Annotated in this window: 31 protein-coding genes and 1 pseudogene; 13 read left to right on the top strand and 19 right to left on the bottom strand. The window is 73.2% G+C overall.

What is annotated here, in order from left to right; genetic code table 11:
• The first annotated feature begins 45 nt into the window (after nt 1–45).
• Nucleotides 46–669 carry a DedA family protein gene (locus AD017_RS21300; protein ID WP_010227905.1) on the top strand — a complete coding sequence of 208 codons (624 nt, stop codon included), beginning with the start codon at nt 46–48 and terminating at the stop codon, nt 667–669.
• A 12-nt stretch (nt 670–681) separates the two neighbouring features.
• Here AD017_RS21300 and AD017_RS21295 read toward each other — a convergent pair whose 3' ends face one another.
• From AD017_RS21295 to AD017_RS21285, 3 genes are all read right to left on the bottom strand, one after another.
• Nucleotides 682–1,230 carry a dihydrofolate reductase family protein gene (locus AD017_RS21295; protein WP_060575256.1) on the bottom strand — a complete coding sequence of 183 codons (549 nt, stop codon included), beginning with the start codon at nt 1,228–1,230 and terminating at the stop codon, nt 682–684.
• A 94-nt stretch (nt 1,231–1,324) separates the two neighbouring features.
• Entirely contained in the window at nt 1,325–1,522 is a 198-nt protein-coding gene (locus AD017_RS21290; RefSeq protein ID WP_010227910.1) for a ferredoxin, read from the bottom strand.
• A gap of 14 nt (nt 1,523–1,536) precedes the next feature.
• A complete protein-coding gene (locus tag AD017_RS21285; RefSeq protein ID WP_010227912.1) occupies nt 1,537–2,748 on the bottom strand; it encodes a cytochrome P450 in 1,212 nt (403 codons plus the stop codon).
• A 116-nt stretch (nt 2,749–2,864) separates the two neighbouring features.
• On the opposite strand from AD017_RS21285, the gene AD017_RS21280 reads away from it, so the two are divergent.
• Nucleotides 2,865–3,533, top strand: a complete 669-nt coding sequence (locus AD017_RS21280) for a TetR/AcrR family transcriptional regulator (protein ID WP_227012808.1) — start codon at nt 2,865–2,867, stop codon at nt 3,531–3,533.
• On the opposite strand, the gene AD017_RS21275 is transcribed toward AD017_RS21280, so the two are convergent.
• The gene (locus tag AD017_RS21275; protein ID WP_060575254.1) at nt 3,500–4,564 is read right to left on the bottom strand and encodes an alpha/beta fold hydrolase; all 1,065 of its coding nucleotides are present in this window, start codon (nt 4,562–4,564) and stop codon (nt 3,500–3,502) included. The genes AD017_RS21280 and AD017_RS21275 overlap by 34 nt on opposite strands.
• Nucleotides 4,565–4,725: 161 nt before the next feature.
• Here AD017_RS21275 and AD017_RS21270 point away from each other — a divergent pair, with 161 nt between their 5' ends.
• Nucleotides 4,726–5,325, top strand: a complete 600-nt coding sequence (locus AD017_RS21270) for an SRPBCC family protein (RefSeq protein WP_060575253.1) — start codon at nt 4,726–4,728, stop codon at nt 5,323–5,325.
• 3 nt (nt 5,326–5,328) lie between these two features.
• Here AD017_RS21270 and AD017_RS21265 read toward each other — a convergent pair whose 3' ends face one another.
• Nucleotides 5,329–5,535: a hypothetical protein gene (locus AD017_RS21265; RefSeq protein WP_010227918.1), complete on the bottom strand. Its 207-nt coding sequence runs from the start codon at nt 5,533–5,535 to the stop codon at nt 5,329–5,331.
• Between the two features lie 247 nt (nt 5,536–5,782).
• Here AD017_RS21265 and AD017_RS21260 point away from each other — a divergent pair, with 247 nt between their 5' ends.
• Entirely contained in the window at nt 5,783–6,592 is an 810-nt protein-coding gene (locus tag AD017_RS21260) for a mycofactocin-coupled SDR family oxidoreductase (protein WP_060575252.1), read from the top strand.
• Between the two features lie 6 nt (nt 6,593–6,598).
• Here the strand turns inward: AD017_RS21260 and AD017_RS21255 are convergent, their stop codons facing one another.
• A complete protein-coding gene (locus AD017_RS21255; protein ID WP_060576524.1) occupies nt 6,599–7,003 on the bottom strand; it encodes a GtrA family protein in 405 nt (134 codons plus the stop codon).
• Nucleotides 7,004–7,036: 33 nt separating this feature from the next.
• Nucleotides 7,037–7,864, bottom strand: coding sequence for a type I methionyl aminopeptidase (gene map, locus AD017_RS21250; RefSeq protein ID WP_060575251.1), 828 nt, complete (start codon nt 7,862–7,864; stop codon nt 7,037–7,039).
• A gap of 84 nt (nt 7,865–7,948) precedes the next feature.
• Between map and AD017_RS21245 the strand changes: the two genes are divergently transcribed.
• The 4 genes from AD017_RS21245 to AD017_RS21230 all read left to right on the top strand — a co-directional run bounded on the left by AD017_RS21245 (nt 7,949) and on the right by AD017_RS21230 (nt 11,464).
• Complete coding sequence (locus AD017_RS21245; protein WP_010227928.1) at nt 7,949–8,218, top strand: helix-turn-helix domain-containing protein; 270 nt, start codon at nt 7,949–7,951, stop codon at nt 8,216–8,218.
• Between the two features lie 86 nt (nt 8,219–8,304).
• On the top strand, nt 8,305–9,099 hold the full coding sequence (locus AD017_RS21240) for an MIP/aquaporin family protein (protein WP_060575250.1): 795 nt from the start codon (nt 8,305–8,307) through the stop codon (nt 9,097–9,099).
• Between the two features lie 60 nt (nt 9,100–9,159).
• Nucleotides 9,160–10,506 (top strand): serine hydrolase, encoded by a 1,347-nt coding sequence (locus tag AD017_RS21235; RefSeq protein WP_060575249.1) that lies wholly within the window; start codon nt 9,160–9,162, stop codon nt 10,504–10,506.
• Between the two features lie 22 nt (nt 10,507–10,528).
• Nucleotides 10,529–11,464: a cyclase family protein gene (locus AD017_RS21230; protein WP_060575248.1), complete on the top strand. Its 936-nt coding sequence runs from the start codon at nt 10,529–10,531 to the stop codon at nt 11,462–11,464.
• 124 nt (nt 11,465–11,588) lie between these two features.
• Here AD017_RS21230 and AD017_RS21225 read toward each other — a convergent pair whose 3' ends face one another.
• Entirely contained in the window at nt 11,589–12,854 is a 1,266-nt protein-coding gene (locus AD017_RS21225; RefSeq protein ID WP_082398852.1) for a DUF222 domain-containing protein, read from the bottom strand.
• Nucleotides 12,855–13,083: 229 nt separating this feature from the next.
• On the opposite strand from AD017_RS21225, the gene AD017_RS21220 reads away from it, so the two are divergent.
• The gene (locus AD017_RS21220) at nt 13,084–13,638 is read left to right on the top strand and encodes a sugar O-acetyltransferase (RefSeq protein WP_060575247.1); all 555 of its coding nucleotides are present in this window, start codon (nt 13,084–13,086) and stop codon (nt 13,636–13,638) included.
• 97 nt (nt 13,639–13,735) lie between these two features.
• Here the strand turns inward: AD017_RS21220 and AD017_RS37490 are convergent, their stop codons facing one another.
• The 5 genes and pseudogenes from AD017_RS37490 to AD017_RS21205 all read right to left on the bottom strand — a co-directional run bounded on the left by AD017_RS37490 (nt 13,736) and on the right by AD017_RS21205 (nt 15,724).
• Nucleotides 13,736–13,870 (bottom strand): hypothetical protein, encoded by a 135-nt coding sequence (locus tag AD017_RS37490; RefSeq protein ID WP_255358494.1) that lies wholly within the window; start codon nt 13,868–13,870, stop codon nt 13,736–13,738.
• A 132-nt stretch (nt 13,871–14,002) separates the two neighbouring features.
• Nucleotides 14,003–14,107, bottom strand: a pseudogene (locus AD017_RS37485) (YdcF family protein); the annotation flags it as partial.
• Nucleotides 14,100–14,405: a hypothetical protein gene (locus AD017_RS37480; RefSeq protein ID WP_349675476.1), complete on the bottom strand. Its 306-nt coding sequence runs from the start codon at nt 14,403–14,405 to the stop codon at nt 14,100–14,102. The gene AD017_RS37480 and the pseudogene AD017_RS37485, both read right to left, overlap by 8 nt.
• 86 nt (nt 14,406–14,491) lie before the next feature.
• Complete coding sequence (gene nadD, locus AD017_RS21210; protein WP_060575246.1) at nt 14,492–15,085, bottom strand: nicotinate-nucleotide adenylyltransferase; 594 nt, start codon at nt 15,083–15,085, stop codon at nt 14,492–14,494.
• Between the two features lie 9 nt (nt 15,086–15,094).
• Nucleotides 15,095–15,724 (bottom strand): alpha-ketoglutarate-dependent dioxygenase AlkB, encoded by a 630-nt coding sequence (locus tag AD017_RS21205; protein ID WP_010226821.1) that lies wholly within the window; start codon nt 15,722–15,724, stop codon nt 15,095–15,097.
• A gap of 110 nt (nt 15,725–15,834) precedes the next feature.
• Here AD017_RS21205 and AD017_RS21200 point away from each other — a divergent pair, with 110 nt between their 5' ends.
• Complete coding sequence (locus tag AD017_RS21200) at nt 15,835–16,221, top strand: VOC family protein (RefSeq protein WP_010226820.1); 387 nt, start codon at nt 15,835–15,837, stop codon at nt 16,219–16,221.
• 8 nt (nt 16,222–16,229) lie between these two features.
• Here AD017_RS21200 and AD017_RS21195 read toward each other — a convergent pair whose 3' ends face one another.
• Entirely contained in the window at nt 16,230–17,534 is a 1,305-nt protein-coding gene (locus AD017_RS21195; protein ID WP_227012807.1) for an alpha-amylase family glycosyl hydrolase, read from the bottom strand.
• A gap of 73 nt (nt 17,535–17,607) precedes the next feature.
• Between AD017_RS21195 and AD017_RS21190 the strand changes: the two genes are divergently transcribed.
• The gene (locus AD017_RS21190) at nt 17,608–18,261 is read left to right on the top strand and encodes a hypothetical protein (protein ID WP_060575245.1); all 654 of its coding nucleotides are present in this window, start codon (nt 17,608–17,610) and stop codon (nt 18,259–18,261) included.
• A 74-nt stretch (nt 18,262–18,335) separates the two neighbouring features.
• On the opposite strand, the gene AD017_RS21185 is transcribed toward AD017_RS21190, so the two are convergent.
• Together AD017_RS21185 and AD017_RS21180 are read right to left on the bottom strand one after the other, a co-directional pair.
• Nucleotides 18,336–18,650, bottom strand: coding sequence for a hypothetical protein (locus AD017_RS21185; protein WP_060575244.1), 315 nt, complete (start codon nt 18,648–18,650; stop codon nt 18,336–18,338).
• Between the two features lie 171 nt (nt 18,651–18,821).
• Nucleotides 18,822–19,871, bottom strand: a complete 1,050-nt coding sequence (locus tag AD017_RS21180; RefSeq protein WP_145986086.1) for an ABC transporter substrate-binding protein — start codon at nt 19,869–19,871, stop codon at nt 18,822–18,824.
• 86 nt (nt 19,872–19,957) lie between these two features.
• Between AD017_RS21180 and AD017_RS21175 the strand changes: the two genes are divergently transcribed.
• Complete coding sequence (locus AD017_RS21175) at nt 19,958–20,542, top strand: hypothetical protein (protein ID WP_060575242.1); 585 nt, start codon at nt 19,958–19,960, stop codon at nt 20,540–20,542.
• Nucleotides 20,543–20,654: 112 nt separating this feature from the next.
• Entirely contained in the window at nt 20,655–21,461 is an 807-nt protein-coding gene (locus AD017_RS21170) for a hypothetical protein (RefSeq protein ID WP_145982564.1), read from the top strand.
• On the opposite strand, the gene AD017_RS21165 is transcribed toward AD017_RS21170, so the two are convergent.
• The 3 genes from AD017_RS21165 to AD017_RS21155 form a co-directional block, all read right to left on the bottom strand.
• On the bottom strand, nt 21,462–22,016 hold the full coding sequence (locus AD017_RS21165; protein ID WP_010227494.1) for a TetR/AcrR family transcriptional regulator: 555 nt from the start codon (nt 22,014–22,016) through the stop codon (nt 21,462–21,464).
• An 89-nt stretch (nt 22,017–22,105) separates the two neighbouring features.
• Nucleotides 22,106–22,474 carry an SPW repeat protein gene (locus AD017_RS21160; RefSeq protein WP_029239382.1) on the bottom strand — a complete coding sequence of 123 codons (369 nt, stop codon included), beginning with the start codon at nt 22,472–22,474 and terminating at the stop codon, nt 22,106–22,108.
• Nucleotides 22,475–22,683: 209 nt separating this feature from the next.
• A complete protein-coding gene (locus AD017_RS21155) occupies nt 22,684–23,352 on the bottom strand; it encodes a DUF4232 domain-containing protein (RefSeq protein WP_227012806.1) in 669 nt (222 codons plus the stop codon).
• Nucleotides 23,353–23,395 lie beyond the last annotated feature (43 nt).

Raw genomic sequence — 23,395 nt, 5'->3', positions numbered from 1 at the left:
CCCCGGGCCTCCGGCGCAGCCCCCGGTCGCAGGCATGATGGACCGGTGCACGTCGACATGCTCCTGATGGCGATCCCCCCGCTCGCGATCTACCTGCTCTGCGCGGCCGTGGTCGGTGTCGAGAGCATCGGCATCCCGCTCCCCGGCGAGATCGTGCTGGTCGCGGCCGCGCTGCTGGCCGCGCGGCCGGGATCGCACGTCGACCCGGTGATGGTCGCCGGGTTCGCCGCGGCGGGGGCGATCGTCGGCGACTCGATCGGCTACTCGGTCGGCCGCCGCTACGGCACCGGGCTGCTGGACCGGCTCGGCCGGCGGTTCCCGCGGCACCTCGGACCGCGGCACGTCACCGTCGCGCAGCGGATCTTCGACCGGCACGGCGTGTGGGCCGTCCTGTTCGGACGGTTCGTCGCGATCCTGCGGATTCTCGCCGGACCGCTCGCCGGGACCATGCGCATGCGCTACCCGGCCTTCCTCGCCGCGAACGCGACCGGCGCGATCCTGTGGGCCGGCGGCACCGTCACCGCGATCTACCTGCTGGGTCTGGTCGCCGAGACCTGGCTGAAGCGGTTCTCCTGGGTCGGCCTGGTGGTCGCCGTCGTCGCGGGGGTGCTGGTGTCGCGGGCGGTGCGGAACCGGGTCGAGCGCGCCGCCGCGGCCGACGACGCGTGACCCGGACCGCCGTCAGCGCAGGCTGTGGCAGGTGTAGGTCACCCCGCCGCTGAAGCTCTTCGCGTCGGTGAGCCGCAGCCCCTCCCGCGACCAGCCGTCCGGGAACAGGCCGCGGCCGCGGCCCTGCACGACCGGGTAGTGGAACAGGCGCAGCTCGTCGACCAGCCCGGCCGCGATCAGCGTGTGGCAGAGATCGATGCTGCCGGTGACGACGATGTCCTGGCCGGACGCCTCCTTGAGCGCCGTCACCTCGGCGACCGGGTCACCGGCGAGGATCGTCGAGTTCACCCACTCCGGATCGGTCAGGGTCGAGGACACGACGTACTTCTGGACCTTGTCGAGGTACGCGGTGACGCCGGTGGTGTCGTCGGTCTGCTCGGGCCAGAACCCGCGGAAGTCGGTGAAGGTCCGCCTCCCGAGCAGGACGGCGTCACAGCTCGCGTCCTGCCGGTGCATCTCGGCCTGCTGGTCCCCGGCGTCGGCCGTCGGGTCGAACCAGGAGCCGAGCATCTCCACGGCTCCGTCGAGGGTGATGTTCTGGGTGATGGCGAGGGTGCGCACGGGTGTGCCTCCACGGTCGTCCTGTGTCGTCCACGAGGGTCGACCGTGGAGGCGGCCCGGACTCATCGGTCCGGACTCGTCGCCCGGGGAGCGATCAGCCCTCGTGGACGGTGATCGCCGCGGCCGGGCAGCCGGAGGCGGCGTGCCGCACCGCCTGGTGCTCGCCCTCCGGCGGCTCGGCGTCGAGCAGCTCGACGATCGCGTCCGAGTCACGCTGGTCGAACACGTCCGGTGCGGTGAGCAGGCACTGCCCGGACCCCACGCAGGAGTCCTGGTCGACCTCGACCTTCATCGGTGCCCCTCCTCTCACCACTGCACCGGCAGGCTGCGGACGCCGCCGGTGAGGTGGTCGGTGCGGATGTCGAGCTCGTCCATCCCGATCGCCAGGCGCAGCTCCGGGACCCGGCGGGCGAGCGTGACGAACACGGCGCGCAGCTCGGTACGGGCGAGGCTCGCGCCGATGCAGAAGTGCGGGCCGTGGCCGAACCCGATGTGCCCGCGCTCGCCGCGGTCCGGGTCGAAGGTCTCGGCGTCGGCGAAGACGCCGGTGTCCCGGTTCGCCGCGTTGATCGACAGGATCAGCGCGTCGCCGCGCTCGATCGTCACGCCGCCGATCTCGACGTCGGTGTGCGCGTAGCGGAGCAGGCCGAGGTCGCCCGGCGCCCCGAGGCGCATGATCTCCTCGATCACGGCGTCGATCCGGCCGTCCGGGTCGGCGACCAGGGCGTCCCACTGGTCGCGGTTGTTCATGAGGAACAGCAGGCCGAGGCCGATCCGGTTCACCGTCGTCTCGTGGCCGGCGAACAGCAGCCCGACGCAGAGCCGCACCATCTCCGGGTAGCCGAACGTCTCGTCGTCGGCCTGCGCCTGCACGAGGTCGCTGATGACGTCCTCGGCCGGTGCGGCGCGCTTGCCCTCGGCGAGGCCCGCCATGTAGCGGCCGAACTCGGTCCGGGCGTCGTGCGCGTCCTGGCCGGAGAAGGTGGCCATCCGGTCCGACAGCGCGCGGAAGTACTCGCCGTCGGACTCGGGGACGCCGAGCAGGGTGCAGATCACCGCGACCGGCAGCGGGAAGGCGAGGTGCGCGTGCAGGTCGACGACGCCGTCCGCAGCCGTGTCGTGGTCGGCGAGCAGGGCGTCGACGTAACCGTCGACCAGCTCCTGGACGTGCCCGGACAGCCGTCGCATCCGCTTCGCGGAGAACGCCGGGGTGAGGAGGCGGCGCATCCGGGCGTGCTCGTCGGCCTCGGAGGCGTAGTCGCCGGTCGGCCCGTCCTGCACGGCCGCGGTGCTGATCCGGGACGCCTTCTCGGGCTCCGGGTGGGACCGGCCGAACCGCTTGTCCCCCAGCAGGTCGCGGACCTCGGAGAACCGGGTCACCAGCCAGGCGGGGTCACCGGCGGGGGTGGTCACCGGGGCGACCGGGGCCTCCCGGCGGAGCACCTCGTAGAACGGGGCCAGGTCGAGGATGTTGGGGCGGGCGAACGGGAGCTGCGGGCGTTCGGCGGCGAGGGTCATCGGGCGTCCTCCTCGGGTGGTGGTGCCCTCACCCTACGATTTGATGGCAGTTTCTGCCACAAACATGACCGTTTACGGTGGCGACGTCACGAACACCCGGACCGGGGGAGGCCGCCGTGACCGGAGAACAGGGCACGGCCCGCCGTGGACGGCCGCCGATGAGCGAGCAGGGCCGGCGCGCGCAGCGCCTGGCCGTCTCCCGGGCCGCCGTGCGGCTCTTCCGGGAGCACGGAATGGCCGCGACCTCCGGCGCCGACGTCGCGCGGGCGGCCGGCGTGTCGGAGCGGACCCTCTGGCGGCTGTTCCGGACCAAGGAGAGCCTCGTCGAGCCGCTGCTCTCGGTGTCCATCGAGGGCTTCCGGGACGTCCTGCGGTCCTGGCCGGAGGGGACAGAGCTGACCGCACACCTGCGCGGGGCCTACACCTTCGCGACCGGCGGCCCGGACGGCGAGACCGAGGAGGTGCTCGCGGTCGTGCGGATGACCCGGGACACGCCGGCGCTGCGCGCCGTCTGGCTTGTGCTGCAGGAGCAGGCCGAACCGACGCTCGCCGCCGTGCTCGCTCCGCGGGCCGGGCTCGCCCCGGACTCCGCCCAGGTCCGGCTGCTGGCCGCCACGGTCAACGCCGCATTCCGGGTCGTCACCGACGAGGTCGCCGCGGGCGCCGCGGAGGGCGCCACCGCCGAGGCGCTCGCCGCGCACCGCGAGCTGCTGGCGGAGGCGCTCCGCACCGGCGGGCAGCCGGCCGGCCGTCAGACGTCCTCGCCCAGCAGCTCCTGCAGGTAGCGGTCGACCTGGCCGATATAGGTCGGGGCGACACCGAACAGCGCCAGGTGCCCGAGCAGGTCGTCGATCACCCGGATCGTCGCGTGCGGGGTCAGCTCCAGCTCGTACTCGTGGTCGCGGACCGGGAAGAACATGTCCTCGTTGATCGGGACGATCCGGGTGACCGCCTCGTTGCGGCCCAGCGCCTCGGCGAGATCGCCGCCGGTGTGCCGGGCGACGTCGCCGCGCTGCCACTTCCACGCCATGCAGAGCAGGTCGTTCGGGTCCATCGCGGTGAAGTAGGGCTCGAGGAACCCCTCCATGAACGCCTCCTTGGAGTCGAACTCCAGGGCGCGCCAGACCTCCTGCTTCCAGAACTCGGTGGAGAAACCCATCACCGCCCAGATGCCGGCGTGCCGCTTGAGCCCGTCGACGACGTCGGCGTTCGAGGAGTACTCGCCGTCCTTGAAGCCGGGATCGGAGGTGATCGCCTCGACCAGCGCCTTGGTGAAGAGGAAGTCGTGCGGGGTGTTCTGCGCGGTGCCCGCGATCGGGGCGGCCCGCTTCACCCGCCCGGGGAAGCGCACCATCCACTCGTAGGTCTGCTGGGCGCCCATCGAGCCACCGACGACGAGCTGCAGGGTCTCGATGCCGTAGTGCTCGCTCAGCAGCTGCTCCTGGGCGCGGACGTCGTCGCCGATCCGGACGTGCGGGAACCGCGACATCGCGATCGAGGCGTTGGGGCCGGCCGCGTTGTGCGGGCTCGTCGAGAGGCCGTTGCCGATCTGGTTGACGACGACGATGAAGTACTTCTCGGGGTTCAGCGCGTGCTCGGGACCGATGTAGACGTCCCGGAAGATCTGGTGGGTCCCGGAGTACCAGGTGGTCACGAGGATCGCGTTGTCCTTCGCCGCGTTCAGCGTGCCGAACGTGGCGACGGCGAGCTGCAGGTCGGGGATCACCCCGCCCTCCTCGAGCGCGAACTCCCCGAGGCCGATCAGGTCGTAGTCGCCGTGGAACTCGTGGGTGTAGTAGCTGTTCTCGATCGCCATGGACTCTCGGTGCCTCCTCGACGCGGGCCGCTCAGGCGACTCTGCCCCGTTGTGACCCGGCACACAAGGATCACCGCGGGCCCCCGCCGAAGGTTCCTGCGGTCGTGGCGCATGCTCTATCGTTCCCACTTGATATAAGTGACGACGAATGGAGACGCTCGATGGACCTGACCGCGGAGATCCGGAAGGCGCACCGCACGGTCGGCGGGGAGGGGCGCACCCACACGATCGTCCTGAACCGGCTCTACCCGGCCTCCCCCGAGGAGGTCTGGAGCGCGTGGACCGAGCCCGAGCGGCTGGCGCGCTGGTTCGAGCCGGTGTCCGGCGATCTGCACGAGGGCGGCCGCTACCGGCTCGAGGACAGCGGGACGGTCGGCACCGTCGAGCGCTGCGCGCAGCCCCGCGCACTGCGGGTGACGTGGGAGTACGAGGGCAGCATCAGCGCGGTCGAGCTCACCCTGACCCCGGCCGGGGACGAGACGGAGCTCGAGCTGCGCCACGAGGTGCCCGACGACGAGCACTGGGCCCGGTTCGGCCCGGCCGCGGGCGGGATCGGCTGGGACTTCTCCCTGCTCCCGCTCGCGATGCACCTCGCGGGCGACCCGCGCGTCCCGGCCGAGGTCCTGGAGGGCACCGAGCTCGGCAACGACCTCACGCGGTGGGCCGCCGGCGAGTGGGCGGCCGCGCACGAGGCGTCGGGCGCCGGCGCGGCGACCGCGAAGGAGGCCGCCGGGCGGACCCTCGAGTTCTACCTGGCCTGAGGGTCAGCTCAGGAGCACGACGAGCACCAGCATCGCCAGCACGAGGACGTTGCCGAGCACGACGAGGGCGAGCCAGGCCCCGGCCGGCGGCGGCGTGACGGGTTCCGGCTCGGCACGGTGACCGTGCCGGCCGCTGTCGGCCCTCCGCAGCTCCGCGATCTGGTTGCGGTCGAGGATCGGGGCGGTCAGTCCCTCGGCGTCGACGTTCATATCCGGATAACGCGCCGGAAACCGCGGAGCGACTGCGGTCCAGCCTCTCGTGTCCCTGCGCAAGATCGATGTCGCCGATCGTGGTCCGATCACGGAGATGCACCACCCTCACGGCCCACACGGGCGGAGCCGATCGCACGCAGCGTGATCGATCCGGGTGCCCCGCGGGCGGACCGATGAGTCGCGGCGCCGGGCGCGGTCGACACCTCGGGACCGGGCACCGCGCCCGGGGCTGCGGAGGACGGACATGGGAACGCTGGACGGGACGGTCGCCCTGGTCACCGGTGGGGCACGCGGGCAGGGCCGCGCGCACGCGACGACGCTGGCCCGGGAGGGCGCCGACGTCGTCGTCTGCGACCTGGCCGCACCGGTCGACGGTGTCGACTATCCGCCCGCGACGCCGGAGGACCTCGACGAGACCGTGCGGCTGGTCGAGGCCACCGGGCGGAGTTGCCTCGGGCTGGTCGCCGACGTCCGCGACCTCGCCGCCGTCGAGAAGGTCGTGGACGCCGCGGTCGAGCGGTTCGACGTCGCGGTCGCGAACGCCGGCATCGCGACCGGGGGCCCGGTCGCGACGATGACCGACCGGCAGTGGCGGACGATGATCGACGTCAACCTCACCGGGGTCTTCACGACGTTCCGGGCCGTGCTGCCGCACATGGTCGAGCGCCGCTCGGGCCACCTGGTCGCGACGTCGTCGGTGGTCGCGACGACCGGGGCGTCGCACTCCGCGCACTACGCGGCGGCGAAGGCCGGGGTGGTCGCGCTCGTGCGGTCGGTGGCCCACGAGGTCGCCGCGGACGGGATCCTCGCGCACGCGGTCCTGCCCGCCGGTGTGAACACCACGATGATCCACAACCCGGCGACGTACCGGATGATCCGGCCGGACCTGGCCGACCCCGGCCGCGCCGACGTCGAGGAGATGTTCGCGCGCGGGCGGCCGCGGCCGGGCCTGCTGGAGCCCGACGACGTCGCCGACGCCGTGCTGGCACTCGTCTCGGGCCGGGTGCGGTGCCGGTCCGGAGAGACCATCACACTGTCCAACGGGCTCGACTGAGCAGGCTCAGCGGTCGCGGAACACGACCGTCCGGAGCAGCACGAAGTTACAGGTCGTCCCGACACCCTGGGACAGCACCCACGCGACCGGGACCGCCCACCACGCGGCGGGCAGCAGGGCGAGCGCGAGCGCGTTCACCCCGAGGATCACGAAGAACATCGTCCCGTAGAGCACCGCGTAGCCGGTCGCACGGCGTGCGCCGCCGGAGACCCGGAAGGCCCACCGCCGGTTCAGGACGTACGCGACGGTGGTGCCGCAGACGAAGCTCAGCGCGCGGGCCGCATGCACCCACAGACCGAGGTGCAGCGCGAGGGCGTAGACACCCGAGTCGACCAGTGCGCCGAGGATCCCGACGGCGACGAACCGGCCCGCCTGGCCCGCGACGCCACGCCCCTCCGACCGGACCGTCATGACGGCGGACCGTACCGGCCGGGGCACCCCGGTTCAGCTCCTCCCCTCCGCACCACGCACCGACGCGCCCGCTCCGCTCGTCACGACACCCTCCGACGCACGGCGGGTGAGCACCAGCGGCCCGTCCTCGGTGATGGCGACCGTGTGCTCGGAGTGCGCCGTGCGCGAGCCGTCCGCCGACCGGATGGTCCAGCCGTCGGGGTCGTAGACGATGCGGTCGGTGGTCCGCGCGAACCAGGGTTCGAGGGCGAGGGTCAGGCCCGGCCGCAGCGTCAGGCCACGGCCCGCCCGGCCCCTGTTGGAGACGTGCGGGTCCTCGTGCATGGTGCGACCGAGACCGTGCCCGCCGAACTCGTCGTTGACCGGGTAGCCGTGATCACGGGCGACCGCCTCGATGGCCGCCGAGATGTCCCCGAGCCGGTTGCCGGGCTGCGCGGCGCCGATCGCCGCCTCCAGCGCCTCGTCGGTGGCGCGGACGATCCGGAGGTCCTCCTCGGCGGCCGTCCCGACGACGACCGTGCGGGCCGAGTCGGCGACCCAGCCGTCGATGCCGACCGCGAGGTCCGCGGTGAGGACGTCGCCGTCGCGCAGGGTGTAGTCGTGGGGCAGGCCGTGCAGGACGGCGTCGTTGACGGCCAGGCAGGTCACGTTGCGGAACGGGCCGCGCCCGAAGGACGGGGCGTAGTCCCAGTAGCAGGACTCCGCGCCGCGGCGCTCGATCATGCCGCGCACGTGGTGCTCCAGGTCCATCAGGTTGACGCCGACGTCGGCGAGCCGGCCGATCTCGGTGAGCGCCTCGGCGACGAAACGCCCGGTCACGTGCATGCGGTCGATCTCCGCAGGCGTCTTCAGTTCGATCACGAGTACCTCGTCACGGGTGCCGGTATAGTTATACCGCGACCGTAGCACTTGCCGGTACAGTAATACCAACCGTAGCCTCGGGGCATGGTCCGCCAACCGCTCACACCCGAGCAGATCGAAGCCGGCAGGCGTCTCGGCGCACTGCTGCGGCACGCGCGGGCCGGCCGCGACCTGGCGGACGTCGCGCAGGCGGCCGGGGTCTCGCCGGAGACCCTCCGCAAGATCGAGACCGGGCGGCTGCCCTCCCCCGGCTTCGGGACGATCATCTGCCTCGCCGAGGCCCTCGACCTGCCGGTGCAGGAGCTGGCGGCGACCTGGCGGGGCAGCGACCTGCCCCTCGAAGCCGCCGGGTAGCCGTCCCACGTCTCACCCACCGCGGGTGAGCTCGGCTGCGACGCGGCCGCGCTACCGTCGGCTCCTCGTCCGTGGGAGCCGACGCCATGACCGATCGACCCGCCGAGCCCGAACCCCCGGGTGAGGACCTGCCGAACTCGGTCGCGGACGAGTTCGACTTCTGGGACGACCGCTACGAGGGGCGCCGGCTGTTCTCGGAGCTGCTGGGCACGTTCTTCCTGGTACTGGTCGCCGTCGGCGGCGGGATGGTGAACGCCCGGTTCGGCGGGGACGCGGTCCCGCCCGCGGCACAGGTGGTGGCCCCGGCGCTGATGGTGGCCGCGGTCATCCTGTTCATGGGCACCGTGTCGGGCGCTCACCTCAATCCCGTGGTCAGCGTGGCGTTCGCGCTCCGCGGGGACTTCCCGTGGCGGCGCGTGCCGGCCTACGTCGTGGCCCAGCTCGTCGGTTCCGTCCTGGCGACGCTGCTGCTCTGGGCGCTGATCGGCAGGCACGGCGACGCGGGCCTGACCCTCCCCGGGGCCGGCATCCCGACCACGACGGCGACGCTCTGGGAACTCGTCCTCACCACCGGCCTGGTCAGCGTCATCCTGGGAACCGCGTCGGGGGCCCAGCAGATCGGGCCGCTGGCCGCGATCGGCGTCGGCGGCTACATCGCACTGGCCGGATTGTGGGGGGCGCCGGTCAGCGGTGCGTCGATGAACCCGGCCCGCTCCCTCGGACCGGCCCTCGTGCTCGGCGACTGGACGGCGTGGTGGGCCTACCTCGTCGGGCCCGCGGCCGGCGCGATCGTCGCCGTCGGGTTCGCGTACGTCCTGCGGGGACGCGGCGGCGGCCACTCCGGACGGGCAGCGGCGCAGGGCACGCTCGGCACGGAGTGACCACACGTCCTCATGATCGTTCTCCCGGTGAGGGTCGGAGCCGGTCGAGGAGGACGAGGCATGGGAACAGCGCTGACCAGAGCCGTCGCGACGGCTGCCGCGTGCGCCGCGCTGGTGGGGACGGTCGTCGTCGGGCAGGCCGCGGCCGCCCCGGCCGGGCCGGCGGCGGAACCCTGCGCGCTCCCCTCGGGTTCCGGCGGGCCCGAGCGTTCGACGCCGGAGGCCCAGCAGCTCGACCCGGCGGCGGTCCGTGACGCCATCGCCTACGCGCAGACGAACATGCGCCTGTCGGTGCGGATCCATCGGCACAACTGCCTGGTCGGCACGGGTCCGTTGGACCCGGTGACCGAGAACGTGCCGATGAACGTGTGGAGCTCGACCAAGAGCGTCGTCTCGATGGCGACCGGCATCGCCTACGGCCAGGGCAGGCTCGGGCTCGACGACCCGATCGGCGCGTATCTTCCCGACGGCCCGGGCTGGGGCGACGACGCCCACCGGGCGATCACCGTCCGCAACCTCCTGCAGGAGGCGGGTGGCCTCGACGAGGCGATCCTCTCCGAGGCGGCCACGGTCGGCAACGACCCCCACGTCGCCCGCCAGGCGCTCGCCCTGCCGATCACCCACGCACCGGGCACGAACTTCGCCTACAGCCAGCGCACCCCGGACCTGCTCGCCTTCGTCGTCGCCCGCGCCGTCGGGCAGGACTTCCAGGACTTCGTCCAGGACACCCTGTTCGACCCGATCGGCATCGACCGCGACAGCTACGTCTGGCTGCGCGACCGTTCCGGCAACACCTACGGCTACGCCCACCTGTTCATGCCCAGCGAGCAGTTCGCCCGCCTCGGCCTGCTGATGCAGAACGGCGGCGCCTGGAACGGCCGCCAGGTCGTCCCGTCCGGCTATGTCCGGCAGGTGAGCGAACCGTCGGTCCCGAACCCCTGCTACGGGCTGCTGTTCTGGACCAACCGCGGCGACACCTGCACGACACCCGACCTCCCGGCGAGCCGGGTCCTGGACCACGAGAGCACGCAGAGCGCACCCCGCGACATGTACGCGATGGTCGGGGCGCTGCACCAGAACAACTTCATCGTCCCCAGCCTGGACATGACGATCACCTGGAACGGCGTGCTCGGCGACAAGTCGCCCGATCCGCAGGCGCTCCTCAGCGCCAGCCCCGCCGACCTCTACTACAACTTCTTCCGGATCCTCATGCGCGGCGTCGAGGACCAGGACGTCCCCGACCCCGGCCCGTACCGGCCCGACACGCCCAGCACGGACCTCTCCCCCGACAACTACCTCGATCCCGCCGTCCTCGGGAACGGACTCGGTGTCGGCCCGTACGCCCCGCCCGGCTGCAGCGTCGTCGCGTGCCCGCCCACGGACGCCGCGGACCCGCGGGACGACTGAGGGCGGCGCTACCCTCCGGCGCATGCCCACACAGGACGACGTGCTCGGGTACTTCGAGACGCTCTCGAACTGGGGACGGTGGGGTGACGACGACGAGCTCGGCACCCTGAACCACGTCACCGACGACGTCCGCCTGGCGGCGGCGCGCGCCGTGCGGCACGGCAGGAGCGTCTCGTGTGCCTGGGACGTCGCCGTACCCGGCGAGATGGAGCGGTCGACGACGACGTGCCCGTGCGCCGCCGACATGCCGGGCGCCGAGGGGATGCCTGCCGCGTTCCACGCCGACCGGCGCTGGGGCTTCTCCTCCGAGCGGCTCGCCATCGGCTTCCACGGCAACACCGTCACCCACGTCGACTCGCCGTGCCACCTCTTCTGGGACGGCGCCATGTACAACGGGCGGCCCCACTCGCTCGTCGATCCCACGACGGGATCGGCGTGGGCGGCGGTCACGGCGGCGGCGAACGGGATCGTCACGCGGGGCGTCCTGCTGGACGTCGCGGGCGCTCGCGGCGTCCCGTGGCTGGAACCGGGCGAGGGTGTCGTCCCCGACGACCTCGAGGAGGCCGAGCGCCGCCAGGGTGTTCGGGTGCAACGCGGCGACGCGGTTCTCCTGCGGACCGGCCGTGGGCGCGTCCGGCACGACGGCGGCGAGGCCGGCGGTGTCACGCAGGCGGGCTGGCACGCCTCCTGCCTGCCGTGGCTGCACGAACGGGACGTCGCCCTGATCGGGGCCGACACGCCCCAGGACGTCCAGCCGTCGGGGTACGACGCCGTGCTGATGCCGGTGCACGCCGTGGGCCTGGTCGCGATGGGACTGTGGCTGCTAGACAACTGCGACCTCGAGACGTGTGCGACGACGGCCGCCGAGCTCGGCCAGTGGGACTTCCAGCTCGCCGTCGCGCCGGTCCGCTTCGCGGGGACGTCGGGGAGCCCGGTCAACCCGATCGCCACCTTCTGACGCCTCGACGGCTCGCCGACCCCTGGAGTCGCGGGTGACTCCCCGAGTACGTCGCCATGACGGCGCGCCCCGCCCCGGCGAGGTCCGGACAGGACAGCACCGTGCAGCGGACGGCAGGTATCGGTCATCCGGGCGCCAGGTAGGTGTGCCCGGTCGGGGTCGTGGTCCGCACCCCGCCGTCCGGCCCGCGGGCCACCCGCCACCCCGCCTGCTCGCGGACATGGTTGTGGAACTCGCACACCCCGCGCCCGTTGTCGAGCTCGGTCGCCCCGCCCTCGGCATCCCGGTGGATGTGGTCGATATGGCGCACCGGGGCATCGCAGTACGGCTCGGTGCACCGGTTCCCCGCCCGCACCCGCACCAGCCGGGCCAGCAAGCCGGTGAAGGTGCGCTGGCGGGAGTCCCCGCCGACCACGACACCGTCGGAAGTGATCAGGCGGCGCAGGGTCTTCTTTCCCTCGCTCGTGGCGAGGAGGTCGACCGGGACCGGGCCGTGGCCGGGGATCTCCGCCGGGAGTGGCGAGTCCGGGTCCAGCAGCGCCTCGATCGGCACCACGACCTGGACCTCGACATCCACATCGGTCGCCACGGCTTGTCCGGTGACCCGCTCGACGAGCGTGTCGGCCATGACCTGACCACGAGTCCGGGTCAGGGGTGCCGGGTTCACCGACACCTCGGTGAACGCCTTGTTCAACGCGGCGAGGCAGGCCACACCCTGCTCGACCGGCAGATACGCGGTCAGATACGTCATCGCATCCGGCGCCGGGCGCAGGGTCACGCGCCGCTCGGCGCGGGCGGACTCGACCCTGGCGCGGAACTTCTCCGGCGCCACCTCGGCGGCGAACTTGCGTGCGAGGTCCTGCAATCGCCGGATCCCGAGCCGGGTCAGCTCGTGGGCGGCCAGGCGCGCGTCCACCGCGGCGCGTTCGGCGCGGTCGAGATCCGAGCACGCGGTCACTACCGCCGTCACCTTGAGCGCCGACAGCTCCCCGGCGGCGAACAGCCCACGGACGTGATCGAGGCCGTCGTGCAGGTCCCGGGCGACGCTCACCCGGCGGCGGGCCTCGGTCGGCGAGACCCGGCAGGCCAATCCGACCTGGGCGACCACCCCACGTTGCAGCCGATCCGGGTCGGTCTGTCCAGCCGCGATGCCGTTCTCCACATGGAGCCGGGCGAACGCCCGCACCCGGGTCGCCTGCAACGCCGCGAGGGAGTGCTGCACCGACTCCAGCTGCTGGATCTGGTCGATCAACTCCGCTTCGGAGACACCGGACAAGTCGTCGTGCGCGGCCTGCTCCGCGGCCAACTGGACCAGGGCCAGGTCGACCTGCGGGAACCCCGGATCCCCGGCAGACGTGCCGGTGCGTGGAGGTTCCTGGACCGCGGTCATGTGATCGATCGTACTCGAACATGCGTTCGATCCGCTAGTAACATTCGCGCCCTCGCACCCCCTGACCACCAGGAGCGCAGGTCGCCCTCGTAATCCCGGCCCCGGTCGCAGCCGACGCGCCCCGAGTCCCCGGAGCCTGTTCGATGACCGACCCGACGACGCGTCGGCCGGACCGGGTCGGCTCGTAACGACTTGTACCCGGCGACCGCCCCACCGCAGGATCGGAGGCGTGGGCGAGCAGAAGGAGCGCATGCTCCGCAACGAGTGGTACCTCGACGAGCCCGACCTCGTCGACGACCGACGCCGCTGCCGGCGCCTGCTCGACCAGTTCAACTCGACCGGCGCCGACGACGACCACGAGCGCGAGTCCGTCCTCCGCCAGATCGTCGGACGGCTCGGCGACGGCGTCGTCGTGCTGCCCCGGTTCCAGTGCAGCTACGGCACCCACATCGCCCTCGGCGCACGCACTTTCGTCAACCACGACGCCTTGTTCATGGACGACGCGACGATCACCATCGCCGACGACGTCCGGATCGGTCCGCGCACCCAGCTCCTGACCGCGCAGCATCCTGTCGAGGACCACGACCGCCGGCGTGAGGGATGGGAACGTCCCTTGCCCATCAGCATCGGAAGCAACGCCTGGCTCGGCGCGGGGGTCATCGTCTGCCCCGGTGTCACCATCGGGGCGGACGCCGTCATCGGTGCCGGGAGCGTCGTGACCCGCGATGTCCTCGACCGCTTTCTCGTCGCCGGCAACCCGGCTCGACCGATCCGTGAGATCTAAGGCACCGAGCAGGCCATCCGAAACAGTGGGACAGGGCGGGAGCGGGGTGCACGGCCTCCGGGCAGGCGCGGGCCGGTCCGTTCCCGACGGTCGGCAGTCAGACGAGTCGCCCGGTGTAGCCCCGTCGGACGAGCAGTTCGAACGCTGCTCGGACGTCGTCGGGCATGGGCTCGGGAGCGGCGAACCCGCGGTCGGCGTAGACCCCGATGCGCTGGGTGTCCCCGGGGAGCATGGTGATGACGCGGTGCTCGTCACCGATCGTGTCGATGTAGTCCCGGATGCCGGTCTGCGCGCCGGCCGTGACGACGTCGACCTCGGGCCAGAGCGCGCGGCAGGTGGCCCGGGCCCGGCGTTGTTGATACGGGCGGCTTATCAGCGTGACCGCGGCCGGGACGACACCGGCGTCGGCAAGGAGTGCCCGGGCTCGGGTGATGTTCTCGCCGGTGTTGGTCGCCGTCGGCTCACTCAGGACCGACGCGGCGGGGACGCCGAGCTCCAGGGCACGTTCGCGGAAATGGACCGCCTCCCCCTCGGGGAAAGCGGTCGATGGTGGTGGGCGCGTTGGCGCCGGTGAACACGATCAGCGGGATGCGGCCGCACCGGTAGAACTGAACGGCCGTGTCCACGACGGACAGGTCGTGACCGCCGAGTCCGATGCCCACGTCGGTCGTGACGCCCCAGGCGTCGTCGAGCCGGTGGTAGGCCCACAGGGTCTTGGCGGCGCGGGCGACGGCGGGGTCGTCGAGGAGTGCATGGTGTCGGCTCATCGGGCTCACGGCGATCGGGCGGAGACGTCGGGCGAGCACCGGGACGATCTCGCACCCGCCAGGGACACAGGCGGCAGAACCGCAGGTCAGCGACCCGGATCCACGTAGAGGCTGCGCTTGGAGATGTACTGGACGACCCCGTCCGGCACGAGGTACCAGACCGGCCGCCCAGCGGCGACGCGCGTCCGGCAGTCACTGGACGAGATCGCCATCGCCGGCACCTCGACCGTCGTGACGGAACCCTCGGGCAGGTGCCCGTCGGCGAGTTCGTACCCGGGCCGGGTCACACCGACGAAGTGGGCGTAGCGGAACAGCTCGTCGACCTTGCGCCAGGACAGGATCTGCTGAAGCGCGTCGGCGCCGGTGATGAAGAACAGCTGCGCCTCGGGCATCGCCTCGTGCAGGTCGGCGAGGGTGTCCGCGGTGTAGGTCGGTCCCGTCCGGTCGATGTCGACCCGGCTGACCGAGAACCGCGGGTTCGACGCCGTCGCGACGACCGTCATCAGGTAGCGGTCCTCGGCGGGCGAGACGTCGCGCCCGGTCTTCTGCCAGGGCTCACCGGTCGGCACGAAGATCACTTCGTCGAGGGCGAACCGGTCGGCCACCTCGCTGGCTGCGACCAGGTGGCCGTGGTGGACGGGATCGAACGTCCCGCCCATCACGCCGATCTTGCGCTGCATCGCCGCAGACTATGCGTCTCCCCCGCCCCGCGGCATCCCCGGTGACCCGGGGTAGAGGTGCCGGAACTGGACGCTGATGCGCGGACCGGACGCGGCGACCTTCGGCACGCTGTGCTGCCAGGTCCGCTGGCAGCTGCCGCCCATCACCAGCAGGTCGCCCGAGGCGAGCGGGAACGACACCGACGCGCCGCCACCGGTCGGCCGCAGCCGGAGCGGCCGGGTCGCCCCGAGCGACACCAGCGCGACGACGGCTTCGGGCCGCTCCCGCGCGACCCGGTCCCCGTGCCAGGCGACGCCGTCGGTTCCGTCGCGGTAGAGGTTGACGCCGACCTGGGTGAAGTCCTCGCCGTACCGCTCCCCCAGCTCCGCCCCCATGTCGAGCAGACGGTCCGGCACACGGGGATCCGGCAGCAGCCAGCGGTGGGTCAGCCGCGGCTCCTCGACCATGCGGTCGTACATCCGGCGGCGGTGCCCGGTGAACGGGACGGTGCGACGCAGCCGGTCGAACAGCGGGTCGGGGTCGGGGACCCAGCCGGGTACGACGTCGACCCAGGCACCGTGCGCCAGCTCGTGCCGAAAGGCTACGGAGAGCCCGCCGCCGGTGGCGGCGAACAGCGATCCCTGCCAGCAGGCGTCCACCCGGCAGACGGTACCCCGGTTCGAACAGAAGTTCGACCCCGTCGGCGGAACTGTCGGTCCCCGCGGCTAGCGTCCGGCCCCGGAACGCACCCCGTGACCAGGAGGCCGAGATGACGAGCACGTTCACCGAACTCGCGATCGACTGCGCCGATCCCGGCCGGCTCGCCCGCTTCTGGTGCGCGGTCCTCGGCTACGACGTGCGGGACCAAGACGACGGGATCGTCACGATCGGGCCCCCACCACCGGCGGGAGGCGGTACGCACACCGGTCCGGTGCCCCCGGTGCTGACGTTCGCCCACGTCCCCGAGGCGAAGGCCGTCAAGAACCGGCTCCACATCGATCTCGACCCCGGCCCCGACCGGCAGGACGACGAGGTCGGCCGCCTGCTCGGCCTGGGCGCCCACCGCGCCGACGTCGGCCAGGGCGACCAGAGCTGGGTCGTCCTCACCGATCCCGAGGGGAACGAGTTCTGCGTGCTGTCGGGCCGGCACCCGTGAACCGGGACTCAGCCCTCGAGGATGCGCCAGGCGTGCGGGGCGAGCAGCAGCGGATCGTCGGGCGCCCCGCCCTCGGAGTCGGTGACCGTGGCGCCGCGGAGGCCGTCGGGGAACCGCTGCGGTCCGTCGTCGACAGACAGGAGCGTCACCAGGCTCTGCTCGGGGCCGGTGCTGCGCAGGGCGATCGCGGTGTCGGTCAGGTGCTCGACGGTCGTGTGCGCCCGTGTGAGCCACGGGTGCCGGCGGCGCAGCGCGATCAGCCGCTGGTGCAGCTCGAACACCGGGGCCCCGAAGGGGGCGAGGCCCGACGGGTCGTCGGGGAACGCCGGGCGGACGGCGTCGTCGCCGAACTCGCGCTCCTCCTTGACCCCGGTGAAGGCCTGCTCGTCGCCGGCGTAGACGCTCGGCACCCCGCCGAGCGTCATCAGCACCGCGATCGCGTGCCCGAGGTGGTCGGCCCGGTCCAGCGTGCTGGCCAGGCGGGTGACGTCGTGGTTCCCGACGAAGGTCAGCGGGGCGAACGTGTCCAGCATCGCCGAGTGCCTGCCCACGGCGTGCGCGAGCTCGTGGAGGTTGCGGTCGTTGAGCGCGCTCCAGACGGCCTTCCAGAGCTCGTACTGGGTGACGGTGTCCATCCCGGACCCGGCGACGACGGCCGCGTAGTCGCCGTGGATGACCTCCCCGGCGATCCACGCCTCGGGGTGCACCTCCCTGACCTGCGGCAGCACGCGGCGCCAGAACGCGTCCGGCACCTGGTAGGCCGCGTCGAGCCGCCAGCCGTCGGCGCCACGGTCGAGCCAGTGCGTCATGACGGCGACGACGTGGTCCGCGACGGCGGGCTCGTCGTGGTCGAACGCGACCAGCCGGTCGTGCCCCTCGAAGGTCACCGGGTGCTCGCCGTCCCAGCGGAACCAGCGGCGGGCGTCGGGGTCGCCCTGTTCGGCCCGCCGGAACGCGTCGAAGTCCCGTCCGACGTGGTTGAACACACCGTCGAGCAGCAGCCGGATCCCGCGCGCCCGGCACGCCTCGACGAGCCGGTCGAAGTCCTGCTCGTCGCCCAGGCGGGAGTCGATCCGGAAGTGGTCGGTGGTGTCGTAGCCGTGGGTGCGCGAGGCGAACACCGGGCCGAGCGCGAGCCCGTTGCAGCCGAGTTCGAGCAGGTAGTCCAGCCAGGGCAGGATCCGGTCCAACCGGTGCACGGCCGGGGCGTCCGCCGGGAGCGCGTCCCGCTCGGCCCCGGTGAAGCCGAGCGGCTGCAGCTGCCACCAGATCGCGTGGTCGGCCCACGTAGCGGTACGAGTCATCGCGGACATGCTGCCTCCTCGGCGGCGGCGCCGCAGACGGCCGGTGCCCGCGCGGGCACGGGCCCCTGCGACGATCTCGATCATGAGTTCGCGTGCCGAGGGTGCCGTGCTGTCCTACCTCGGTCTGCGGCGCGCGGTCGGGATCATCGGCATCCTGCTGCCCTTCGTCCTGGTCGCCGGCGACCTGCTGCTCGGCGGGGACGGGCTGCGCGACTCGATCAGCCGCTACTACTACTCACCGATGCGCGACGTCTTCGTCGGCAGCCTCTGCGCGGTCGGGGTCTTCCTGTTCTGCTACCGCTACGAGCGGCCGGACAACCGGCTGGCCAACCTCACCGGGTCGGCGGCGATCGCCGTCGCGCTGCTGCCGACGAGCCCGGAGGACGGGGCGACGCCGGTCGGGACCGCCGTCGGGTGGCTGCACCTCGTCGCGGCAGGGGTGTTCTTCGCGGGACTGGCCTGGTTCTGCCTCGCGCTGTTCACCCGCGGCGAGGTCCGCAACCGGCGGCGGGCGGCACGCAACGTCGTCTACCGGACCTGCGGGTGGACGATCGTCGCGTGCCTGGCGCTGGCACTCCTGGACGCCGTGCTGGTGCCGGACGCGGTCGCGGAGCGCTTCCACACGCTGTTCTGGCTGGAGGCGCTCGCGATCCTGGCGTTCGGCGTCGCGTGGTTCGTGAAGGGCGACACGGTGCTGCGGGACCCGCCGTCGACGGACCCGGCGCCCGCGGTCTGACCGGCCCCGCACACACGGCGGGGCCGGTCCGGGACCCCCTCGCGCCCGGACCGGCCCGTCGTGACGACCGACGATCAGTTGATCGAGAAGTCCGGCGCCGACGGGGCCTCCGGAGCCGGGATCATGTCCAGGATCGGGTCGAGCGGGGTCGCGGGGAGCTCGGGGAGCGGGCCCTTCGGCTTCTCCTTCTCCTCCTTGTGCTCCCACTTCTTGTGGTCGTGCTTGTGGTGCTTCTTGTGCTTGTGGTGATCGTCGCCCTTGTCCTTCGAGTGCTCCTTCTTCGGAGCCTCGTCGTAGCCGGTGGAACCGGCGAAGGCCATGCCCGGGGCCGCGACGGCCAGGGGCAGCAGGGTCGCGCCGACGAGCGCGCCGCGAACGGACTTCCGCATCTCACAACCTCCTCGTTGTTCGACAGACCGTCGCTTGCGGTCTTGTCGGGGTAACGAGGAACACATCGGCACGCAACGACCATTCACCCGATCGCGCTGACCAGCGGCTCTCACCAGCAGTGACCGGTCCGCTACGCCACGCAGGGGACCGGGTGGAACGGCGGAGCGACGTCAGGCTCCGGCGCGTGTGGCGGCGTCGCCCAGGATCGGGAGGTAGGAGTCGAGCACCCACGGGATCGAGAGCACCGACGGCGCCGAGCTGGCCACGACCCGGTCCGCTCCGACGACCGGGGCGAAGGCACCACGCGCCATCGCGGGAAGCAGCTCGACGCCCGGCGTCGCACGGAACGCCTGCACCTCCTCGGGCGACCCGAAGAACCCGATCAGCAGGTCCGCGTCGACGCCGGACAGCAGCTCGGTGCTGATCGTGTAGTAGACCTCGTCGCCGCCGGGGGCGTTCTGCTCGACGTACGGGGCGAGCTCCAGGCCCATGTCCGTCACCAGCTGGACCCGGACGTCGCCGGCCCGGAACACGCCGAGCGCGCCGCCGTCCATCCCGCCGGTGTACAGGAACGTCTTCCCGGCGAGCTGCGGGAACCGTCCCGTCGCGCCGGTGAGCTGCGCCGTCGTGTCGTCGATCAGCTGCTGCGCCCGCGCCGGGTCACCGAACACCTGGCCGGCGATCCGGGTCTGGTCCTGCCAGCCGGTGGAGTACGCGGCGTCCGGGTAGGCGATCGTCGGCGCGATCGCGGAGAGCTGCTGGTACTCCTGCGGGGTCAGCCCGGAGTAGGTCGCCAGCACCAGGTCGGGCTGGACGGCCGCGATCTCCTCGAACGGGACGACCGCGAGATCGTCGGACCCGATGACCTGCGGGAACTCGGCTCCGCTCGTCCCGATCGCCTCGCGCACCCAGGGCAGGACGCCCTCCGCGTCGCCGCCGTAGACCGTCCGCGGGATCGCGACCGGCACGACCCCCATCGCCAGCGCGACGTCGGCGTTGGCCGCGCTGAGCGTGACGACCCGCCGCGGCCGGTCCGGGACCACCGTCTCGCCGAGCGCGTGCCGGACCGTCACCGGGAAGCCCTCGGCGGCCGGCTCGGCTCCCCCACCGGACGTCTGGTCGCCCCCGCCGCAGCCGGCGAGCAGGAACAGGCCGGCGGCGCCGGCTAGCACCCCACGGCGACTCACGGCACGGGCGGACGGCGGAACGACGACGGGCACGGGGAGCTCCCTCCACGGAACGACAGGGAAGGCGACCCTAACCTTCCTCCGGGCGCGGTACGTCCGATTCGTCTACGGTCGTGGCCGTGGACACAGCCGCGGATGCCCGGAAGGACTGGCCCGTCCTGACCCCGGCGGGGCGCACGGCGCGATGGCTCCAGCGGCTCGTCCTGGTCGCACTGACGATCGTCGGCCTGATCGGGATCGTGGTCGCGCCCCCGGGCCTCGGCCCCGGACGGACGGCGCTCGCCGGCGCCGGCCTGCTGGTGCTGGTGCTGGCCGTCGCCGTCGTGTGGCCGCTGGCGGGCTCCTGGCCCGGCCGGGTCGCGAACCCCTCCACCGTGTGGTCCAGCCGGTGGCGCGACCGCTGGGCCGCCCGGCGCGACCTGGTCGCCGGCCGCCCGCTCGACGACGACGCGCGCCGCCACGTCGCCGCCTCGGTCGCGACCTGGTCGGCGAACGTCCTCCAGCTCCCGGTGCTCTGCGGGATCATCGGCTACCAGCTGGTGCTGCAGGCGACCCGGCCGGACTCCGGGCGTTTCCTGGACGGCGTGGTGGCGGTGACGGTGCTCGTGGTCGGCGTGACGGTCGTCACGCTGCTCAGGGGGCTGTCGCTGCGGCGCGCCGCCCGCGCCGCCGGGGCGCTGCCCGAGGTCCGTTCCGGGCCCTGAGGGCCCGTTCGCCCGGTCCACTGCCGCCGCTCGGCGGCCCCGGAGCCGCACCCGGCGCGCCACGGCGCGCACCACGTCCGAGCCGTCCTGACCCGCGGGTAGCGTCGCCGGTATGCGTGCTCCGGACACCGGCGACCGGGCTCCCCACCCGTCCGGTCCCCGCTCCCCCGATCTCCCGGTCCACCCCGGTGCCGGGCCCGGGCCGTGGTCCCCGCCCGGCGCGACCGGGACTTCGGTGCCCGGTACACCCGGCCCCGGCGCTCCCGGGACGCCTGCGCCCGGCACCTCCGGCCCCGGCGCGGACCGCGCCCCGCACACGACCCCGGCCGGCCCCTGGCCGACCGTGCGCCCGCCGTCGACCCGCGCCGTCGTCGTGACCCGGGTGGCGGCCGTCGTCGCGCTCGTGTGGTTCGGCGCGGTCTACACCGTCGCCACCGACGTCCTGTCCCGTGCGCCGTACCTGCTCACGGGGGTCGTCGTCGGCGCGGTCCTGTGCGTGCTCGGCAGCACCCTGCTCTGGGTGTACGCGGCGCGCACGCCCGCGCGGGTCGCGCCCCGCCGCGGCCCGGAGATGGGGCTCGCCCGCGACCGGGCGGCGGCGCGCACGCTGCTGCGCTCCGGCGGCGACCCGGACGGCGAGCAGCGCCGCCTGATCGCCGTCGAGGTGCTGGCCGATGCGAAGCTCCCGCTGGTCACCGGGGCGACGGCCGGGTTCCTCGGGCCGCTCGTCGTCACCGTCGCGAACGCGAGCGGGCCGCTGCCGTGGCTGGGCCCGGTGACGGCCGGCCTGACCATCCTGTTGCTGCTCGTCCTGGGCCTGCGGACCTGGTCGGCGTACACGCTGCACCGCGCCGCGGACGGCAAGCACACCGTGCCGCGGTTCGAGGGGACCGGCGCGCCCTGGCGGCCCTGGCCCTGATCAGCCGAGCGCGCCGGCGACGAAGGCCAGCTCGGCCTCCATCCCGTCCTGGTCCCCGGTGTGCCGGGCCGTCGCGTGCCGGTGCCCGATCGCGGCGGCCAGCAGCCGGGCGGCCCCGCGGACGCGCTCCGGGTCCGCGGCGGCCGGGACGAGCACCTCGTGCACGGCGTCCTCGAGCTCGGTGGTGCGCCGCTGCAGCGCCTCGCGCACCGCGGGGTGGGTGTCGGCCTCGCGCCAGAGCAGGTGTGACAGCAGCGCCGACGACTCCAGCACCCGGTCCAGCTCCGTGACCAGCGCACGCAACCCGGCCGCCAGATCCCCCGGGACGAGCACGTCCCGGCCGCGTACGGGATGCGGTAGCCGGTCGACCAGGGCCTCGAGCAGGTCCGGCTTGCGGCGGAAGTAGTAGTGCACGAGGCCCTTCGGGACCCCGGCCCGCTCGGCGACCCGGGAGGTGGGCGTCGCGTCGAAGCCGTGCGCGGCGAACAGGTCCTCGGCGGCGTCGAGGATCCGCTCCCGGGCGGGGGCGTCCTCCGGGGTCGTTGTGGGCGGCACGCCCCGATCCTGCCCGGTGCGCGACGGGGGCCGCGACCCGTCGGGTCGCGGCCCCCGTCCCGGAACGACGTCCGGTGCGTCGTGGCCGGTCAGTGGGCCACGATCCCGCGGTGCTCCGCCGTCGCCGCGGGGAGCGCCGACGCGGCCACCGCGACCGTCAGCACCCCGGCGACCCACGACGTCCAGGACGCCCCGGTCAGGGCGCTGTAGCCCATGGCCCACGGCGCCACGAACAGCAGGACGCCGAGCACGCCGTGCACCCATTCGCTCGTCACCGAGCCGGGCACGGCGAGCGACCAGAGCGACGTGGCGGCGAGCACCACGCCCAGCACGACCAGCGTCCATGCGGCGGCGACGTTCGTCGCCGTCACGAGGGGCGAGAGAGCCGTGAGCACACCGATCACCAGCGCTGCCCAGTCCTGCCACCGCTGCCACGACCGCCGAGTGGTCCCTGCCATCGCGATACACCTTCTTCTCTGCGAGTCCCTGTGGGGATACCTCCGGTTTACGCTTGATTGGCCGGCCGGTCAAGGCCATCTGCACGTGGGCCGCCCGTGTCCGGACCGTCCCCGCCGAGATGCAGCTCAGCGCGCTCCGGGGACCTCCAGAGGAACGCTGGACTGCATCTCGACGAGGGCGCGGGGCGGCGCCGGGGCGGCGGTGCGGGTCAGGCGCTCCCGCCTGGGGCGACCGGGCCGATGTAGGTGCCGGGACGCGTGGCACCGTCCTGCCGGGACACCCCGCCGCCCGGCCACGGCAGCGTCTTCGACGCCCGCTCGTCCGGCGGGGTGACGACGAGCTGTGCCGGCTTCCAGTCACCCGGCAGCCAGGTGATCACGGTGTGCGCGGCGCCGCCCGGAGCCAGCCGGACCGTGGACGCCTGCTTCTCCGATCGCGGCAGCGAGTAGCTGGGTCCGTGCTTCGGGTCGTCCGGCCCGCGCAGGTCGACGCCGCCGAACCCGGTCATCGTGCACGGTTCGCCCGAGGTGTTGGTCCAGACGATCGTGGTGTGCCGCTGTCCGGCCTCGCCGGTCGTGCGGCCGACGCTCGCACCGAGGTCGGCCCCGGTGCAGCGGCCCGCGGCACCGTTCCCGCCGCCGTTCCCCCCGCCGTTCCCTCCGCCACCGTCCCCGCCGCCGTCGTTCCCGCCGTCCTCGTCGCCGGTCGCCGGTGAGGTGGGGGTCGCCTGCTCCGGGGCCGACGACGTCGGGGCCGGCGTGGCCGGGGCCTCGGACACCGGGCCGGCCGCCGTCGGCCACGACTCCCCGCCGCAGCCGGCGAGCAGGAGACCGGCCGCGAGGAGACCGGCCGCGAGCGGAGCGCGCATGATCCTCATGTGGACACCCTCTCGCCGGGAAACGTTGCACCGCAGCACCGGC

The organism is Pseudonocardia sp. EC080619-01 (genome assembly GCF_001420995.1).
Taxonomy (GTDB): Bacteria; Actinomycetota; Actinomycetes; order Mycobacteriales; family Pseudonocardiaceae; genus Pseudonocardia.
Note: the sequence above shows the minus strand (reverse complement) of the source record. Positions and strands in the feature narration are given on the sequence as shown.

Excerpts from the sequence above, each read along its gene's own strand:
- AD017_RS21290 (WP_010227910.1), bottom strand. The coding sequence starts at position 1,522 with ATGAAGGTCGAGGTCGACCAGGACTCCTGCGTGGGGTCCGGGCAGTGC.
- AD017_RS21285 (WP_010227912.1), bottom strand. The coding sequence starts at position 2,748 with ATGACCCTCGCCGCCGAACGCCCGCAGCTCCCGTTCGCCCGCCCCAAC.
- AD017_RS21275 (WP_060575254.1), bottom strand. The coding sequence starts at position 4,564 with ATGGCGATCGAGAACAGCTACTACACCCACGAGTTCCACGGCGACTAC.
- AD017_RS21270 (WP_060575253.1), top strand. The coding sequence starts at position 4,726 with ATGGACCTGACCGCGGAGATCCGGAAGGCGCACCGCACGGTCGGCGGG.
- AD017_RS21265 (WP_010227918.1), bottom strand. The coding sequence starts at position 5,535 with ATGAACGTCGACGCCGAGGGACTGACCGCCCCGATCCTCGACCGCAAC.
- AD017_RS21260 (WP_060575252.1), top strand. The coding sequence starts at position 5,783 with ATGGGAACGCTGGACGGGACGGTCGCCCTGGTCACCGGTGGGGCACGC.
- AD017_RS21255 (WP_060576524.1), bottom strand. The coding sequence starts at position 7,003 with ATGACGGTCCGGTCGGAGGGGCGTGGCGTCGCGGGCCAGGCGGGCCGG.
- AD017_RS21245 (WP_010227928.1), top strand. The coding sequence starts at position 7,949 with ATGGTCCGCCAACCGCTCACACCCGAGCAGATCGAAGCCGGCAGGCGT.
- AD017_RS21240 (WP_060575250.1), top strand. The coding sequence starts at position 8,305 with ATGACCGATCGACCCGCCGAGCCCGAACCCCCGGGTGAGGACCTGCCG.
- AD017_RS21235 (WP_060575249.1), top strand. The coding sequence starts at position 9,160 with ATGGGAACAGCGCTGACCAGAGCCGTCGCGACGGCTGCCGCGTGCGCC.
- AD017_RS21230 (WP_060575248.1), top strand. The coding sequence starts at position 10,529 with ATGCCCACACAGGACGACGTGCTCGGGTACTTCGAGACGCTCTCGAAC.
- AD017_RS21225 (WP_082398852.1), bottom strand. The coding sequence starts at position 12,854 with ATGACCGCGGTCCAGGAACCTCCACGCACCGGCACGTCTGCCGGGGAT.
- AD017_RS37490 (WP_255358494.1), bottom strand. The coding sequence starts at position 13,870 with ATGCTCCCCGGGGACACCCAGCGCATCGGGGTCTACGCCGACCGCGGG.
- AD017_RS37480 (WP_349675476.1), bottom strand. The coding sequence starts at position 14,405 with ATGAGCCGACACCATGCACTCCTCGACGACCCCGCCGTCGCCCGCGCC.
- nadD (WP_060575246.1), bottom strand. The coding sequence starts at position 15,085 with ATGCAGCGCAAGATCGGCGTGATGGGCGGGACGTTCGATCCCGTCCAC.
- AD017_RS21200 (WP_010226820.1), top strand. The coding sequence starts at position 15,835 with ATGACGAGCACGTTCACCGAACTCGCGATCGACTGCGCCGATCCCGGC.
- AD017_RS21195 (WP_227012807.1), bottom strand. The coding sequence starts at position 17,534 with ATGTCCGCGATGACTCGTACCGCTACGTGGGCCGACCACGCGATCTGG.
- AD017_RS21190 (WP_060575245.1), top strand. The coding sequence starts at position 17,608 with ATGAGTTCGCGTGCCGAGGGTGCCGTGCTGTCCTACCTCGGTCTGCGG.
- AD017_RS21185 (WP_060575244.1), bottom strand. The coding sequence starts at position 18,650 with ATGCGGAAGTCCGTTCGCGGCGCGCTCGTCGGCGCGACCCTGCTGCCC.
- AD017_RS21170 (WP_145982564.1), top strand. The coding sequence starts at position 20,655 with ATGCGTGCTCCGGACACCGGCGACCGGGCTCCCCACCCGTCCGGTCCC.
- AD017_RS21160 (WP_029239382.1), bottom strand. The coding sequence starts at position 22,474 with ATGGCAGGGACCACTCGGCGGTCGTGGCAGCGGTGGCAGGACTGGGCA.
- AD017_RS21155 (WP_227012806.1), bottom strand. The coding sequence starts at position 23,352 with ATGAGGATCATGCGCGCTCCGCTCGCGGCCGGTCTCCTCGCGGCCGGT.